General features: G+C 68.9%; 16 protein-coding genes. 7 read left to right on the top strand and 9 right to left on the bottom strand.

The annotated features are described in order from the left end of the window. Nucleotides 1-408 (top strand): L,D-transpeptidase, encoded by a 408-nt coding sequence (locus tag BMY74_RS04280; RefSeq protein ID WP_089909561.1) that lies wholly within the window; start codon nucleotides 1-3, stop codon nucleotides 406-408. A gap of 56 nt (nucleotides 409-464) precedes the next feature. Continuing rightward, nucleotides 465-875, top strand: coding sequence for a L,D-transpeptidase (locus BMY74_RS04275; RefSeq protein WP_089909558.1), 411 nt, complete (start codon nucleotides 465-467; stop codon nucleotides 873-875). Between the two features lie 31 nt (nucleotides 876-906). Here the strand turns inward: BMY74_RS04275 and BMY74_RS04270 are convergent, their stop codons facing one another. Next, nucleotides 907-1,869 carry a Glu/Leu/Phe/Val dehydrogenase dimerization domain-containing protein gene (locus BMY74_RS04270; protein WP_089909555.1) on the bottom strand — a complete coding sequence of 321 codons (963 nt, stop codon included), beginning with the start codon at nucleotides 1,867-1,869 and terminating at the stop codon, nucleotides 907-909. Nucleotides 1,870-1,979: 110 nt separating this feature from the next. On the opposite strand from BMY74_RS04270, the gene BMY74_RS04265 reads away from it, so the two are divergent. Beyond that, on the top strand, nucleotides 1,980-2,435 hold the full coding sequence (locus BMY74_RS04265; protein ID WP_089910510.1) for an Lrp/AsnC family transcriptional regulator: 456 nt from the start codon (nucleotides 1,980-1,982) through the stop codon (nucleotides 2,433-2,435). A gap of 1 nt (nucleotide 2,436) precedes the next feature. Here BMY74_RS04265 and BMY74_RS04260 read toward each other — a convergent pair whose 3' ends face one another. Continuing rightward, nucleotides 2,437-3,405 (bottom strand): NAD(P)/FAD-dependent oxidoreductase, encoded by a 969-nt coding sequence (locus tag BMY74_RS04260; RefSeq protein WP_089910507.1) that lies wholly within the window; start codon nucleotides 3,403-3,405, stop codon nucleotides 2,437-2,439. Between the two features lie 62 nt (nucleotides 3,406-3,467). On the opposite strand from BMY74_RS04260, the gene BMY74_RS04255 reads away from it, so the two are divergent. Continuing rightward, nucleotides 3,468-4,862 carry a class II fumarate hydratase gene (locus BMY74_RS04255; protein WP_089909552.1) on the top strand — a complete coding sequence of 465 codons (1,395 nt, stop codon included), beginning with the start codon at nucleotides 3,468-3,470 and terminating at the stop codon, nucleotides 4,860-4,862. A 66-nt stretch (nucleotides 4,863-4,928) separates the two neighbouring features. On the opposite strand, the gene trhA is transcribed toward BMY74_RS04255, so the two are convergent. Next, nucleotides 4,929-5,600 (bottom strand): PAQR family membrane homeostasis protein TrhA, encoded by a 672-nt coding sequence (trhA, locus tag BMY74_RS04250; RefSeq protein ID WP_089909548.1) that lies wholly within the window; start codon nucleotides 5,598-5,600, stop codon nucleotides 4,929-4,931. Nucleotides 5,601-5,677: 77 nt separating this feature from the next. Between trhA and BMY74_RS04245 the strand changes: the two genes are divergently transcribed. Continuing rightward, nucleotides 5,678-6,460 carry an isoprenyl transferase gene (locus BMY74_RS04245; protein WP_089909545.1) on the top strand — a complete coding sequence of 261 codons (783 nt, stop codon included), beginning with the start codon at nucleotides 5,678-5,680 and terminating at the stop codon, nucleotides 6,458-6,460. Nucleotides 6,461-6,518: 58 nt separating this feature from the next. On the opposite strand, the gene BMY74_RS04240 is transcribed toward BMY74_RS04245, so the two are convergent. Together BMY74_RS04240 and BMY74_RS04235 are read right to left on the bottom strand one after the other, a co-directional pair. Then, nucleotides 6,519-6,791 (bottom strand): hypothetical protein, encoded by a 273-nt coding sequence (locus tag BMY74_RS04240; protein WP_089909542.1) that lies wholly within the window; start codon nucleotides 6,789-6,791, stop codon nucleotides 6,519-6,521. Nucleotides 6,792-6,879: 88 nt separating this feature from the next. Next, nucleotides 6,880-7,149, bottom strand: coding sequence for a hypothetical protein (locus tag BMY74_RS04235; protein WP_089909540.1), 270 nt, complete (start codon nucleotides 7,147-7,149; stop codon nucleotides 6,880-6,882). Between the two features lie 229 nt (nucleotides 7,150-7,378). On the opposite strand from BMY74_RS04235, the gene BMY74_RS04230 reads away from it, so the two are divergent. Together BMY74_RS04230 and phoH2 are read left to right on the top strand one after the other, a co-directional pair. Beyond that, entirely contained in the window at nucleotides 7,379-8,629 is a 1,251-nt protein-coding gene (locus BMY74_RS04230; RefSeq protein WP_089909538.1) for a DUF885 domain-containing protein, read from the top strand. 388 nt (nucleotides 8,630-9,017) lie between these two features. Beyond that, complete coding sequence (gene phoH2 / locus BMY74_RS04225; RefSeq protein ID WP_425434816.1) at nucleotides 9,018-10,322, top strand: RNA 5'-3' helicase PhoH2; 1,305 nt, start codon at nucleotides 9,018-9,020, stop codon at nucleotides 10,320-10,322. Between the two features lie 53 nt (nucleotides 10,323-10,375). Here the strand turns inward: phoH2 and BMY74_RS04220 are convergent, their stop codons facing one another. The 4 genes from BMY74_RS04220 to BMY74_RS04205 form a co-directional block, all read right to left on the bottom strand. Then, complete coding sequence (locus BMY74_RS04220) at nucleotides 10,376-11,146, bottom strand: ABC transporter permease (RefSeq protein ID WP_089909534.1); 771 nt, start codon at nucleotides 11,144-11,146, stop codon at nucleotides 10,376-10,378. Further along, nucleotides 11,143-12,096: an ABC transporter ATP-binding protein gene (locus BMY74_RS04215; RefSeq protein ID WP_089909531.1), complete on the bottom strand. Its 954-nt coding sequence runs from the start codon at nucleotides 12,094-12,096 to the stop codon at nucleotides 11,143-11,145. The genes BMY74_RS04220 and BMY74_RS04215 overlap by 4 nt, the downstream gene beginning before the upstream one ends. A 4-nt stretch (nucleotides 12,097-12,100) precedes the next feature. Further along, entirely contained in the window at nucleotides 12,101-13,540 is a 1,440-nt protein-coding gene (locus BMY74_RS04210; protein WP_089909528.1) for a GuaB1 family IMP dehydrogenase-related protein, read from the bottom strand. Between the two features lie 237 nt (nucleotides 13,541-13,777). Beyond that, complete coding sequence (locus BMY74_RS04205; protein ID WP_089909525.1) at nucleotides 13,778-14,560, bottom strand: GNAT family N-acetyltransferase; 783 nt, start codon at nucleotides 14,558-14,560, stop codon at nucleotides 13,778-13,780. Nucleotides 14,561-14,966 lie beyond the last annotated feature (406 nt).

Here is a 14,966-nt window from a genome sequence, read left to right as displayed (position 1 = left end):
ATGAGACTCCTGGCCGTCACGGCCTTGCTGCTGCTTAGCTTCCCGGCACCCGCGCACGCCTCCGGCTGCACCGTCCACAACGGAGCGTGCGTGCAGAAGCACACGAACCTGGCCTGGCTCGTCACCAACGGCGTGACGAGCTACGGACCGGTGCGGATCAGCCACGGCAAGCCCGGATTCGGCACACCGGTGGGCACCTTCCCCGTGCTGCGCAAGGTGAAGAACGACTGGAGCGTCCCCTACAACGGCCCGATGCCCAACGCCGTCTACTTCACCGACGACGGCATCGCGTTCCACCAGGGTGACCTGAACTCCCAGTCGCACGGCTGCGTGCGCCTCTCGTGGAACGACTCCGAGGTCTTCTACAACAACCTCTTCCCCGGCGAGCGCGTCCAGGTACTTCCATAATGCTATGATTGAGATCACCCCATAGTGGCAACTCCACTACTGAGGGGTGATGTGAGATGCGAGTTCTGATCGCGACGGTGCTCCTGATCCTCGGCTTCGCTGTTCCCGCACAGGCTCAGGCGGGATGCACCGTCCACAACGGAGCGTGCCTGGAAAAGCACACCAACAAGGCGTGGCTGGTGTTCAACGGCCAGATGAGCTACGGGCCGGTGACCGTCAGCCACGGCAAACCGGGGTACGAGACCCCGGTGGGCACGTTCTCGGTGCTGCGCAAGGTGAAGAACGACTGGAGCGTCCCCTACAACGGCCCGATGCCGAACGCGGTGTACTTCACCACGACCGGTATCGCGTTCCACCAGGGTGACACGGCGGTCCAGTCGCACGGCTGCATCCGGATGCCCATGGATGCGTCACTCGTGTTCTACGACAACCTGATGGTCGGCGAGCAGGTCCAGGTCCTGCCCTGACCGTTCACCGGACGACCTGCCCGCCGGGGATTCACATCCCGATGGGCAGGTCGTGCCGACTCGTCCGGAGCAGCTTCTCCACCGTCGCCTCGATGCGGTCGACCCTCTTCAGCGCGGTCTCGTGGTCGTCCCCGTCGTCCTCCCTGGCGAGCGTGTAGATCACCCCGCCGGCGCTCGCGACGTGGTCGGGCACCCAGACGATGCCGCGCTCCTCCAGCAACGCGGCGACGCCGTCGTCGGTGAGCTGGTTGTTGGCGGGCCCGACGACCAGCCGCACGTCGAGGTCCCGCACGACCTCCGGGCTCAGCACCCCGCCCACGGCGGCGGGGACCAGCACGTCGGCCCTGGTCCGGTACGCCTCGCCGGGTTCCACCCAGCCGAACTCGTCCGTGCGCCTGCTCCCGTCCACATCGGACACCACGACGTTCGCGCCTTCGAGCCCCCTGGCGATCAGCTCACCGACCGAACCGAACCCGCTGACCACGACCTTCCTGCCGGTCAGGTCGCTCGTGCCGAACGTGTGCCGTGCCGCGGCCTTCAACGCCGCCAGCACGCCGCGCGCCGTGGGGCCGCTCGACGAGCCCGTGCCACCCTGTTCCTCGGGCAGGCAGTAGGCGTGCGGCGTCAGTTCCCGCAACACCGCCATGTCGTCCGGTCCTGTGCCTACGTCGGGACCGGAGAGGTAGGCGCCGCCGAACTCGTTGATCAGGTCGGCGTGGTCGAGCAGCACCGCACGCCGGAGCTCAGGCGTGAGCTCGCGGTCGGCCACGATCACGCTCTTGGCACCCCCGTGCGGAATCCCGGCCGCCTCGCACTTCAGGGTCATGGCCTTCGACAGCCGCAGCACGTCCTCGACGGCGTCGGTGATCCGCGCGTACGGCTTCATCCGGCACCCGCCGACCGCCGGGCCCGCCGCGGTCGAGTGCAGGGCGACCATGGTGGTCACCCCGGACCGCTTCCCCGTGCGGACGACGAGCCGTTCGTGCTCCCACATGTACGTCCCCTCTCGAACTTCGACCAACTCTCGATGTCGAAGCTAGGGTGATCGTCACCGTTGTGGGCGCTGCGCCGAACTTCGTTCGGTGCGACGAGCTGGGAAGCGACATGGACGAACTTGATTCGGCGATCGTGCGGGAACTGCAGCGCGATGCCCGGCAGTCGAACCGCGACATCGCGCGCAAGGTGGGCATCGCCCCGTCGACGTGCCTGGAGCGGACCCGGCTGCTGCGTGAACGGGGCGTGATCCGGGGTTACCACGCCGACATCGCCCCGGCGGCGCTGAACCGGGGCGTGCAGGCGTTGGTGTCGGTGCAGGTCCGGCCGCTCAGCCGGGCCGTGATCGACGCCTTCAAGGCGTACGCCCACGGTCTGCCGGAGGTGACGGCGGTGTTCGTGATGGCGGGCAACGACGACTTCGTGATCCACGTGAGCGCGCAGGACAACGACCGCCTGCACGCGTTCCTGGTCGACAGGCTGAGTCACCGCAAGGAGATCGTCGGCTTTCGCACGTCGATCATCTTCCAGCACCTGGCGAAGCACGACCCGGCTCCGCTGGCCTGAGTCAGGTGCCGTCGCTCGAGTGGCCGGGGAACAGGTGGGCCGACGGGTTGAGCGCCACCGCGATGTTGTTGACCGCGGTCGCCGCCTCTCCGAACCCGGTCGCGATGAGCTTGACCTTGCCGGGGTACTGCGCGACGTCGCCCGCCGCGTAGATCCGGTCCAGCTTCGTCTTCATCGTGGTGTCGACGAGGACCGCGCGGTGGTCGAGCTCGAGCCCCCACGACTCGATCGGCCCGAGGTCGGCGGTGAACCCGAGCGCGGCGACGACGGTCTGCGCGGGCAACGTCCGCGCGTCCCCGCCCTTGACCTTGACGTCCACTTCGGACAGCGGCTCGCCGCGCAACGCGAGCACCTCCGCGTCGGTGATGATCTCCACCCCGAGCTCCCGCACCTGCCGCACGGTGGCCGCGTGCGCGCGGAAGTTGGCCCTGCGGTGCACTATCTTGACGCTCGCGGCGATCGGGTGCAGCGCGAGCGCCCAGTCGAACGCCGAGTCGCCTCCGCCGACGATCACGACGTGCTGCCCCGCGTGCTCGGCCAGCACCGGTACGAAGTGCACCATGCCGCGTCCCAGCCACCCGTCGCCCGCGGGCAGCGGACGCGGGTTGAACTCGCCCATGCCGGCCGTGATCAGCACGGCCTTCGCGTTGATCACCGACCCGTCCGCCAGCCCGACCCGCAGACCGTCCTCAGTGGACTCGCAGGTGCGCGCCTGGCGCCCGAGCAGGTAGGCGGGCTTGAACTGCGCCGCCTGCTCAACCAGTCCGTTGACGAGGTCACGACCCCGCACGGCGGGAAAGCCGGCGACGTCGAAGATCATCTTCTCCGGGTACATCGCCGTGACCTGGCCGCCCGGTTCGGGCAGGGCGTCCACGACCGCGACGTTCATCTCCCGGAAGCCTGCGTAGTAAGCGGCGAACAACCCCGTGGGACCAGCGCCCACGATGAGGAGGTCGACGTCACGCTCCATGAGGGTGCCCTTCTGCCAGTGGTGGGTGGCAGTGCTGTGATCGACCATAGAGACTCGATGGCATGTCTGAACAGGAGTACCGCGTCGAGCACGACACGATGGGCGAGGTCCGCGTGCCGGTCGACGCATTGTGGCGCGCCCAAACACAACGCGCGGTCGAGAACTTCCCGATTTCCGGTCGAGGCCTGGAACGCGCCCAGATCCGAGCACTGGGCCTGCTCAAGGCAGCGGCGGCGCGGGTCAACGCCCAGCTCGGCGTCCTCCCCGAAGACGTGGCCTCCGCCATCGCCACCGCGGCCGACGAGGTGGCCGCCGGCCGGTGGGACGCCCACTTCCCGGTCGACGTCTTCCAGACGGGCTCCGGCACGTCGTCGAACATGAACGCCAACGAGGTCATCGCCACCCTCGCCACGAAGGCGCTGGGCCGCGACGTGCACCCGAACGACCACGTCAACGCCTCGCAGTCGTCCAACGACACGTTCCCGACGACCCTGCGCGTGGCCGCCACCGAGGCCGTCGTCACCGACGTGATCCCGTCGTTGCGGCACCTGCTGGAAGTGCTGGAGTCCCGCGCGTCGGAGTGGGCCGACCTGGTCAAGTCGGGTCGCACGCACCTCATGGACGCCGTCCCGATCACGCTGGGCCAGGAGGCGGGCGCCTGGGCGGCGCAGGTCCGCTACTCGGTGGAGCGCCTGCAGGCGTCGATCCCGCGCCTCGCGGAACTCCCGATCGGCGGCACGGCGGTCGGGAGCGGCCTCAACGCGCCCGCCGAGTTCGGTGCCCTGGTAGCGGCCGAACTGGCCTCCGCGACCGACCTCCCGCTGGTCGAGGCCCGCGACCACTTCGAGGCCCAGGCCACCCAGGACGGCGTGGTCGAGATCTCGGGCCAGTTGAGGGCCTCGGCCGTGGCGCTGTTCAAGATCGCCAACGACCTCCGCTGGCTGGGCTCGGGCCCCCGCACAGGCCTCGGCGAACTGGCCCTGCCAGACCTCCAGCCGGGCTCGTCGATCATGCCGGGCAAGGTCAACCCGGTGATCTCCGAGGCCACGATGATGGTCGTCGCCCAGGTCATCGGCAACGACGCCACCGTCGCGTTCGCCGGCTCGCAGGGCAACTTCCAGCTCAACGTGATGCTGCCGGTCATCGCCCGCAACGTCCTGGAGTCCTCGCGCCTGCTCGCCGCCGTCGCCCGCCTGCTCGCGGACAAGGTGCTCACCGGCACCGAGGCCCAGGCCTCGCGGATGCGGGAGTACGCCGAGTCGTCGCCGTCGATCGTCACGCCCCTGAACCGGTACATCGGGTACGAGGAGGCGGCGTCGATCGCCAAGCAGTCGCTGAAGGAGCGCAAGACGATCCGCGAGGTGGTGCTGGAGCGCGGGCACGTGCCTTCGAAGCTCACCGAGGAGCAGCTGGACGCCGCTCTGGATGTGCTGCACATGGCCCGGGGAGGCCGCTGACTGCCAAAAAGGGGAGCTCCTCCCCGTGGAGGCGCTCCCCTTTGCGAACTCGTGCGGTCCAGGTCGTCAGGAGTACATCGCGAGCCAAATGGCGATGTAGTGGCAGATCGCCGCCACCACGGTCGCCGCGTGGAAGAACTCGTGGTACCCGAACACCTGCGGCCACGGGTTCGGCCACCGAGTCGCGTAGAAGACAGCGCCAACGGTGTACAAAGCCCCACCCACCAGCAGCAACACCAACGCGGCAACCCCGGCGTGGTGCAGCAGCTCGGGCAGCACGAACACCGCGACCCACCCGAGCGCGATGTAGATCGGCACCCCGAGCCACCGCGGCGCGTGCGGCCAGGCCAGCTTCAGCGTCACGCCGAGCAGGGCCCCGATCCACACCACCCACAGCACGGTGGAACCGGTGTCGGGATCCATCGCCAGCAACGCGAACGGGGTGTAGGTGCCGGCGATGAACACGAAGATCATCGAGTGGTCCATGCGCTTCATCCACGTGCGCACGCGGTCGGACTTCCACGTGACGCGGTGGTACAGCGCCGAGACGCCGAAGAGGCCCAGGACGGTCAGGCCGTAGACGGAGGTGGCCAGGGCAGCGCGCGCGGAGACTGTGGACGCTGCGAGAGCGATGAGGGTCGCGCCTGTCGCCACCGAGGCGATGAACGACCAGAGGTGCAGCCATCCACGCAGGCGCGGCCGCAGTCCGGGCTGGGGAGGAACGGTCGCAGTGGTCACAGGACCCTAGGTTACGCGACCGTAGGTTTCCCACCACGCCTCAGTGATGAACTCCGCACGGCGTACGCTGTTCGGACGTGGCACTCCGCACCCGTGTGAAAGACGTCGCTATCCACTTCTACGAGTGGATTCTCCGTCGCGAGCTGAGCGCGACGCCACAGGCCCCCAAGCACGTGGGCGTGGTCCTCGACGGCAACCGCAGGTGGGCCAGGGAGGCCGGGTTCACCGACGTGGCGCACGGGCACAGGGCCGGCGCGCGCAAGATCCTCGAGCTGCTCGACTGGTGCGGTGACGCCAAAGTGGAGGTCGTCACCCTCTGGATGCTGAGCACCGACAACCTGAACCGCGACAACGACGAGCTCGCGCCGTTGCTCGACATCATCGCCGACATCACCGACGAGCTGGCCGAGGACGACAAGCCGTTCCGGATCCGGCACGTCGGCGCGCTCGACATGCTGCCCAAGGAGCACGCCGAGCGCCTCACGAACGCCGCCGCGCGCACCAAGAACCGCACGGGCATCCAGGTCAACGTCGCCGTCGCGTACGGCGGGCGGCAGGAGATCGCGGACGCGGTCCGCAAGCTGCTGCAGGCGCACGCGGAGCGGGGCGGCACCATCGAGGAACTGGCCGAGGTCCTCGACGTCGACCACATCGCCGAGCACCTCTACACGTCCGGGCAGCCCGATCCCGACCTGATCATCCGCACGTCCGGTGAGCAGCGGCTCTCCGGTTTCATGCTCTGGCAGTCGGCGCACTCGGAGTTCTGGTTCTGCGAGGCCTACTGGCCCGGTTTCCGGCGCACCGACTTCCTGCGGGCCATGCGCGAGTACGCCAAGCGCCACCGCCGTTACGGCAGCTGAGACGCCGAAGGGGCGCCCACCGCGAGGTGAGCGCCCCTTCAACTGCCGGAAGGCGGGATCAGTCGTCCCAGCCCCAGTTCCAGTCGTCACCGTCGACGATGCCGCCGGCCGCGCAGGTCTCGGTGATGGAGGGCGAGTTCACCGGAACCGCCGCGCCCAGCACACCGACGTTGTTGCCGCACACGCCGGCGGTCACGTTCAGGTTGTTGGAGTTGCCCGCGACGAGCAGCGGAGCGTTGTTCCAGTGGTAGCCCGGGTCGGCCATCGCGGGCGAACCAACGGCAAGGAAAGCGGCAGCGACAGCGAGAGCTGCGCCGGTCTGCTTCAGCACGATTTTCTCCTCATGAAGGTTTAACTTGAGGTAAAACGATCTGGGGGCGCCAAGAATGACGCCCCCAAATGCAGAACGAAGAGGGAGATCAGCCCTCGTCGACGATGCCGCCGGCAGCGCAGGTGCCGGTGATCGACGGGGAGTTGATCGGCACGGCGGCGCCGAGGACGCCGACGTTGTTGCCGCAGGCGCCGACGGTGCCGTTGACGTTGTTGCCGTTCAGGAGGACCAGCAGGGGGCCGTTCGACCAGTGGTAACCGTGGCCGTGGCCCTCGTGGCCCTCGCCGGCCATGGCGGCCGGGGCGAACGCGAGCGACAGCGCGGCTGCGGCGGCAACCACGGCACAAGCCTTCTTCATGTGATTCTCCTTCATGTCGGGTTATCCCCGTCATTTCCGGAGTCTTCGGGGATCTCCGGAGCGGTGGGGTCTCCGGGCGGAAACGCTATAGGTGTTGATCGCAATCGGCCGCACGAGTGACACCATTGTGTGACGGCAAGATCAACAACATTCCCCGATCAGGTGGTCGTCGATTCACGGTTCGGTCGCGGGTAAGACGCTGTGGTAGACGCCCTAAGCTCTCCGACTCATGGACGCTGACGAGCTCGTACGCGGATATCTGGTGCTGGGGCTGCGGCTCGGGCGCCTGGTTCCCGGGTTCGTCGACTCGTTCACCGGCGACCCGGCGCTGAGCCGCTCCGTCGACAACGAACCGCGCCTTCATCCGAGGGCGCTGGGCGAGCACGCTCGCCTGCTGCTCAGGGAACTCCCCGGCACCGACCTGGCCGACCAGCGCAAACAGTTCCTCGACGGGCACCTGAGGGCCCTGGACTGCACGGCGCGCAAGCTCGACGGGCAGCGCGTCTCGTTCGTCGACGAGGTGCAGCAGTACTTCCAGGTGCGCATCCGGCCCGGCGACGAGGACGCGTACGCGCAGGCCCACCGCGAGCTCGACGCGGTCCTCGAAGGCCCCGGCACGCTCACCGACCGCCTCACGGCGTTCCGCACGGCCGACGAGGTGCCCGCGCGCAGGCTCCAGGGCGCCGTGCAGGCCCTCTCCAGCGCCCTGCGGGACCGCGTGCGCCAGAAGTACGCGCTGCCCGAGCAGGAGATCGTCGAGTACCAGGTCGTGACGAACAAGCCGTGGAGCGGCTTCAACTACTACCTGGGCGGCTACCGCAGCCGCGTCGCCGTCAACGCCGACCTCGGCCACCGCATGTCGAACCTGCCGCACCTGGTCGCGCACGAGTCCTACCCCGGTCACCACACCGAGCACTGCCGCAAGGACGCGGGCCTGGTCGCGAAGCGCGGCCACGCGGAGCAGTCCATCTTCCTGATCAACACGCCGCAGTGCCTGATGGCCGAGGGCATGGCGGACCTCGGCCTGCACGCCGCCGTCGGACCCGGCTGGGGCCGGTGGACGGAGCAGATCTTCGGCGACCTGGGGTTGCGAATGGACGGCGAACTGTCCGAAAAGGTCGAGGCGGCGGCATCGGGCCTGCTCACGGTGCGGCAGGACGCCGCCCTGCTGCTACACGATCGTGGTGCGGACCAGGATGACGTGGTTGCGCATCTGCGCAGGTGGCTGCTAGTTCCGGACCGCCGCGCACGGCAGATGGTTCGTTTTCTGGCGGATCCGCTGTGGCGCGCGTACACGACGACATACGTCGAAGGGGTGCGTCTCGTGCGGGCGTGGCTCGACGTCCGGGCGCCCGGCGAATCGCTCGACTCCCGGTACCTGAGACTTCTCGACGAGCCCCTCACGCCGAAATCACTCGAATCCCAGGTGAGGGACGGAGTGTCGTGGCTCGCGCGCAACGCCCACGAGAACACCATCTGACCAGCTGAAACACGGAAGCGGTCACGTTTCGGGTTGTTGTCCGGAAGATGACAAATTCGGATTCACCTGTGTGGCTTCGTGCCGTTGGGGCACTTCCACAGGTAACTTCGAAAGCGGCGGGACGCGACCACTGCGGACCGCGCAGGGAGGCTCTGATCGTGGCAGAAAACGTCGCGAGGGGGCCGGCACCCGGCCCTCGTGGTCGACCTGCCTGACGCCACACCGGCGGAAGGCGAGACGACCGATCAGGGTGGTGCCTGGCCCAGCGAGGAGCGGACGCGGGTGCCGCGTTCGTGAGGGAGTTGCCGTGAACGCACGACGTCCCGCGAGCCGTACCTCAGGCTCATCGCGCAGTTCTTCCTCCCGGCGCAAGTCCGCCGCCCCAGCCATCACGACATATGTGCTGGACACGTCGGTACTGCTGTCCGACCCTCTCGCCCCCACCCGGTTCGCGGAGCACGAGGTCGTGCTCCCGCTCGTGGTGATCAGCGAGCTGGAGGGCAAGCGCCACCACCCCGAACTGGGCTGGTTCGCGAGGGAAGCCCTGCGCCTCCTCGACGACCTGCGCTTGCGGCATGGTCGCCTCGACTCGCCGATCCCCATCGGGGATCTGGGAGGCACCTTGCACGTCGAGCTCAACCACTCCGACCCGGAGGTGTTGCCATCAGGTTTCCGAACGGACTCCAACGACGCCCGAATCCTCGCGTGCTCCCTCAACCTCGCTGCTGAGGGGCGCAACGTCACCCTGGTGACGAAGGACATGCCGCTGCGGGTCAAGGCCGGATCGGTCGGCCTGCCGGCGGAGGAGTACCGGGCGCACGACGTCACCCTGTCCGGCTGGACGGGGATGTCCGATCTGGACGTTCCCCAGTCCCTCGTGGACGGCCTGTTCAAGGAAGGCGTCGTCGACCCCACCCAGTACGAGGACCTGGAGCACATCGCCGAACTGCCCTGCCACACCGGGATCCGGTTGCTGGCGGGCACGTCGAGCGCTCTGGGCCGGGTGACCGCGGACAAGCAGATCAGGCTGGTGCGCGGAGATCGGGAGGCGTTCGGACTGCACGGGAGGTCCGCGGAGCAGCGGATCGCCCTGGACCTGCTGCTGGACTCCGAAGTCGGCATCGTCTCGCTGGGCGGACGTGCGGGCACCGGCAAGTCGGCACTGGCGCTGTGCGCCGGTCTCGAAGCCGTGATGGAGCGCAGGCAGCACCGCAAGGTCGTGGTGTTCCGGCCGTTGTACGCGGTCGGCGGCCAGGAGCTCGGTTACCTGCCGGGCAGTGAGAACGAGAAGATGGGGCCGTGGGCGCAGGCGGTGTTCGACACCCTCGGCGCGCTGGTGAGCCAGGCGGTCGTGGAAGAGGTGATGGACCGCGGGATGCTCGAGGTCCTGCCCCTCACCCACATCCGCGGCCGCTCGCTGCACGACTCCTTCGTGATCGTCGACGAGGCGCAGTCGTTGGAGCGCAACGTGTTGCTGACCGTGCTGTCGCGTCTGGGCAGCAACTCGCGGGTGGTGCTGACGCACGACGTGGCGCAGCGCGACAACCTGCGGGTCGGCCGGCACGACGGTGTGGCGGCGGTGATCGAGAAGCTGAAGGGCCACCCGCTCTTCGCCCACGTCACCCTGACGCGCTCGGAGCGTTCGCCGATCGCGGCCCTCGTCACCGAGATGCTGGAGGACTACGCCTCCTAGTGTCCTGAACGAGGAACGGCCCCGCGCTTTCGTTGCGCGGGGCCGTTTTCTCTCTAGTCGAGCGCGCGTTTCATGAACCCGCGCAGCCCGAGCCCGCCGAAGCCCGCGATCGCGACGACGAGCACCAGCAGCACGATCGGCAACGGGATGTGCGGGACGTCCGGCACCAGCTCCGCGCGCATGCCCTCGCTCACGTACGTCAGCGGGTTGAGCGCGCAGACCACCTTGAACCACAACAGGTCGTCGCTCAGCGACCGCCACGGGAACTGCGCGGACCCGGTGAACAGGATCGGCGTGAGGATCACCGCGAACATCACGTTCACCCGGCGCGCGGGCACCGACGTGCCGATGACCAGGCCGACGCTGCCGCCCGCGAGACAGCCGAGGACGATCACCAGCAGAGCGCCGGGAATCCCCGACCACGCCCAGGAGACGTCGAGCATGACGAACCCGACGGGCACCATCAGCACGGCCGCGAAGAAGCCGCGGATCGCGCCGAACACGATCTTCTCCACGGCGACGAGCGGGATGGAGATCGGCGCGAGCAGCCGGTCCTCGATCTCGCGCGTCCAGGAGAAGTCGAGCACCAGCGGCAGCGTCGTGTTCTGCAGCGCGCCCAGGAACCCGTTCATCGCGATGATGCCCGGTAACAACACCTGCGCGAAGTCGTCCTGCACGTACCCGATGTCCCCCAGCACCTTCGCGAAGATGAAGAGGATGAAGAACGGCTGGATGATCACCTGCGCGAGGAAGCTCGGCAGTTCGCGGCCCGTGACGAAGACGTCGCGCCACAGGATCGCCCGGAACGTCGTCAGCTGGCTCACCGGAGCTCCCTCCCGGTCAGGTGGATGAAGACGTCCTCGAGGCTGGGCTTGCCGATCGCGACGTCGCTGACCGTGACGTCGAGGTCCCGCAGGACGTTCAGCACGGCCGGCAGCGTGATCGCGGTGTCGGCGTCGGTGTAGACCCGGAACATGTTCCCGACCTCCTCGACCCGCTGCGCTCCGTCCACTTCGGACAGCACCTGGGTGATCTTGGCGGAGTCGTGGCCGTTCGGGCTCACCGAGACGCTGACCGTGTTGCTGCCCGGCAGGTTCCTGGTGAGCTCGTCCGGGGTGTCGAGGGTGAGCAGCTTGCCGTGGTCGACGATGCCGACGCGGTCGCACAGCTTGGTGGCCTCGTCCATGTCGTGCGTGGTGAGCACGACCGTGACGCCGTCCGCGTGCAGTGCCGCGACGCGTTCGTGGACGAAGAGCCGGGCCTGCGGGTCGAGCCCGGTGCTCGGCTCGTCGAGGAACAGGACCCTGGGCCGGTGCATCAGCGCGCGAGCGATCATCAGCCGCTGCGCCTGGCCGCCGGACAACGTGTCGACGAGCGCGTTCTGGTGGTCCTTGAGGCCCATCCGCTCGATGATGTCGTCGGCGAGCCGCTGGCGCTCCTTCGGCCCGATGCCGTGGTAGGCCGCGTGGAACAACAGGTTCTGCCGCGCGTTGAGCGACCGGTCGAGGTTGTTGCGCTGCGGCACGACGGCGAGCAGCTGCCGCGCGCGCTTCGAGTCGGCCACCACGTCGACGCCCTCCACGAGCGCCTGCCCCGAGGTGGGGCGGACGCGCGTGGTGAGGACGCCGACCGTGGTCGTCTTGCCCGCGCCGTTGGGCCCGAGCAGTCCGAAGACCTCACCGCGGCGGACGTCGAAGCTCAATCCGTCCACCGCAGGTTTTTGTCCTGTTTTATAGACTTTGCGGAGATCTCTCACCGAGACCGCTTCGTCCACTTTCTCACCATCCCCCTGGCAACGGCCTTCCTTCCGCGAATCCGGCGGCGGACTGGATGCCGAGCACAGACTTGTCGTGGAATTCCTCCAGCGAGGTCGCACCGGCATACGTGCAGGCCGAGCGAACGCCGGACGTTATCGCATCCAGCAGATCCTCCACGCTCGGACGCACCGGGTCCAAGCGCATCTTCGACGTCGAGATGCCTTCTTCGAACAGCCCCTTCTTGGCCCGTTCGAACGCGTTGTCCCCTCGCGTCCGCGCCGTCACGGCACGCTTCGACGCCATTCCGAAGGATTCTTTGTAGAGGTTCCCGCGCTCGTCCCGCTGCAGATCGCCTGGAGACTCGTACGTCCCCGCGAACCAGCTGCCGACCATCACGCTGCTGGCACCGGCGGCGAGGGCCAGGGCCACGTCGCGAGGGTGCCGCACGCCGCCATCGGCCCACACGTGCTTGCCGAGCCTGCGCGCCTCCGCAGCGCACTCGGCCACCGCGCTGAACTGCGGCCTGCCGACACCGGTCATCATCCGCGTGGTGCACATCGCGCCGGGCCCGACACCGACCTTGATGATGTCCGCCCCGGCCTCGACCAGGTCCCGCACGCCCCCGGCGGTCACGACGTTGCCCGCCGCCACCGGCACACCGGGGTTCGCGTCCTTGACGGCCCTGAGAGCCGCGATCATCTTCTCCTGGTGCCCGTGCGCGGTGTCGACGACGAGCACGTCCACCCCGGCCTTGACCAACGCCTCGGCCTTGGCCCGCACGTCCCCGTTGACCCCGACGGCCGCCGCGACCCGCAACTTCCCGTCGTCGTCCGTGGCCGGCTTGTAGACCTCGGCCCGCAACGCCGTCAGCTCGGTCAGCACGCCCCGCAGCCGGTGCGCCTCGTCCACACCGAGCGCGACCTTGTGCGCGCTGTGGTGCAGCTCGTCGAACACGTCCTGCGGCCGCGAGTCGAGCGACAGCTTCAGCACGTCGGTGTTCATCACGTCGCCGAGCCGCGCGAACCGGTCGACCCCGGTGAGCGCCGCCTCGTCGACGACCCCGAGCGGCCGCCCGCCGTCGTCCACGACCACGACGGCCCCGTGCGCCCGCTTGTGCAGCAGGTTCCACGCGTCCGCGACCGCGTCACCCGTGGTGAGCGTCAACGGCGTGTCCCACACGGGGTGCCGCTCCTTGACCCACGAGATGATCTCCGCGACGGCCTCCGTGGGCACGTCCTGCGGGATGACGACGAGCCCGCCGCGCCGCGCGATGGTCTCGGCCATCCGCCGCCCGGCCACGGCCGTCATGTTCGCGACGACGATCGGGATCGTGGCCCCGGTGCCGTCCGAGGTGGAGAGGTCGACGCCGAACCGCGACTCCACGGCACTCCGGCCGGGCACGAGGAACACGTCGTCGTAGGTCAGGTCGTAAGAGGGTCGATGCCCTTCGATGAACCGCACGTGCTTCCACGCTACCCGCAGCGTCTCATCTGGGCACTGAGCCCGCCCGCCCCCGCGCTTCCTCACCTTGCGGAACGAAGGAAATCCGGTTTTGGTTCCCGTCTGTCCACAGCCTATCTGTCTGGACGTCTCCGCAGGTCAGAACGCTCACAACCTGTGGACAACTCGCGATCTTGCGACGCTCGTCGTCCGCTTGTCGTCAGCGCCCGCGGTCCGCCGAGCCGCTCGCGCGCGAGCTCACCGGGGGTTCCAGACGTAGCCGGTGGTCGTCGTGACCGGCACGAAGCCGAGTCGCTCCAGGATCGGCCTGCTGTCCTCGGTGGCGTCGACCTGCAGGTACTTGACGCCGCGCTCGACGGCCAGCCGGGCCCGGTACGCCACCAGAGCGCGGTAGACGCCCTTGCCGCGCCACTCGGGCAGCGTGCCGCCACCCCACAGACCGGCGAACTCCGTGCCCGCCACGACCTCGATGCGCGAGGACGACACGATCAGGTTGTTCGCCTCCGCGAGCACCGCGACGACGTTCGGGTCGTCCGCCTTCTCGAGCAGGCGGTCGATCAGCCAGTCGTGCCCGCGCCCGAACACCGTCGTGGCCGTGAGCGCGAGCCGGTGCACGTCGGCCACGCCTCTCGCCTCCCGCACGACGATGCCGTCGAGCTCGACCGGCCGCGCCATCTCCTCGGCCAGGCCGACCAGCACGGTCTCACGCCCCTCGGACTCGAACCCGGCCGCCTCGAGACGTCCGGGCAGGTCGGCGGGGGTGTCGTGGCCCCACGTCTTCCACTCGACGCTCTGCCCGCGCTCCGTGAAGAAGTCGCGTTGCCGGGCGATGAGGTCGTCGAGGTCGGAGCCGCTGACGCCCAGGTCGGGCGGGCCCGCCACGAACCCCCGCCGCTGCGGCCAGGTCACCCGGAACACGGGGCCGTCGCGGTGGACGACGGCGTCGGGCTCGGGGAACGTCCACTCGGCGGAGCGGGCTTGGGCGTCGAAGGCGCTGAGCAGCGCGGAGGCGTCGGGCACCGGGCGACGCTAGTGGTGTGGGCGGGTCGGCCGCACGCGGATTTGCGCCGTTCGAGGCGGTGCGGGGAGGCGCAGAGCTGTCGGTGGGGCCAGGTGGCCGGGGGTTTGGCCATGTGGAGGTCAGGCGACTGGATTGGTGGTGCGGTGGGCAGCACCGGGGGCTCGGTCGTGTGGCGCGCACGCAGCAACGGGCTCGTTGGTGCGGTGAGCACACAGCAATGGGCTCGTTCGCGCGGTGAGCACGCGGCGACGGGCTCGGTCTTGTGGTGGGCAGCCAGCGGAGGCCCGGTTCGTGGTGGGCCGGCGGGCAGTCGCGTGGTGGGCAGGCGGCCCTGGACCGAGGCGGGTCCGGATTCCGCTCGTCCCGCCGCAGGTGCGTGAGCCCCTCCGGATTCGGCTCAGACAG

The organism is Lentzea albida (assembly GCF_900111005.1).
GTDB classification, from domain to species: domain Bacteria; phylum Actinomycetota; class Actinomycetes; order Mycobacteriales; family Pseudonocardiaceae; genus Lentzea; species Lentzea albida.
Note: the sequence above shows the minus strand (reverse complement) of the source record. Positions and strands in the feature narration are given on the sequence as shown.

Excerpts from the sequence above, each read along its gene's own strand:
- BMY74_RS04280 (WP_089909561.1), top strand. The coding sequence starts at position 1 with ATGAGACTCCTGGCCGTCACGGCCTTGCTGCTGCTTAGCTTCCCGGCA.
- BMY74_RS04275 (WP_089909558.1), top strand. The coding sequence starts at position 465 with ATGCGAGTTCTGATCGCGACGGTGCTCCTGATCCTCGGCTTCGCTGTT.
- BMY74_RS04270 (WP_089909555.1), bottom strand. The coding sequence starts at position 1,869 with ATGTGGGAGCACGAACGGCTCGTCGTCCGCACGGGGAAGCGGTCCGGG.
- BMY74_RS04265 (WP_089910510.1), top strand. The coding sequence starts at position 1,980 with ATGGACGAACTTGATTCGGCGATCGTGCGGGAACTGCAGCGCGATGCC.
- BMY74_RS04260 (WP_089910507.1), bottom strand. The coding sequence starts at position 3,405 with ATGGAGCGTGACGTCGACCTCCTCATCGTGGGCGCTGGTCCCACGGGG.
- BMY74_RS04255 (WP_089909552.1), top strand. The coding sequence starts at position 3,468 with ATGTCTGAACAGGAGTACCGCGTCGAGCACGACACGATGGGCGAGGTC.
- BMY74_RS04235 (WP_089909540.1), bottom strand. The coding sequence starts at position 7,149 with ATGAAGAAGGCTTGTGCCGTGGTTGCCGCCGCAGCCGCGCTGTCGCTC.
- BMY74_RS04230 (WP_089909538.1), top strand. The coding sequence starts at position 7,379 with ATGGACGCTGACGAGCTCGTACGCGGATATCTGGTGCTGGGGCTGCGG.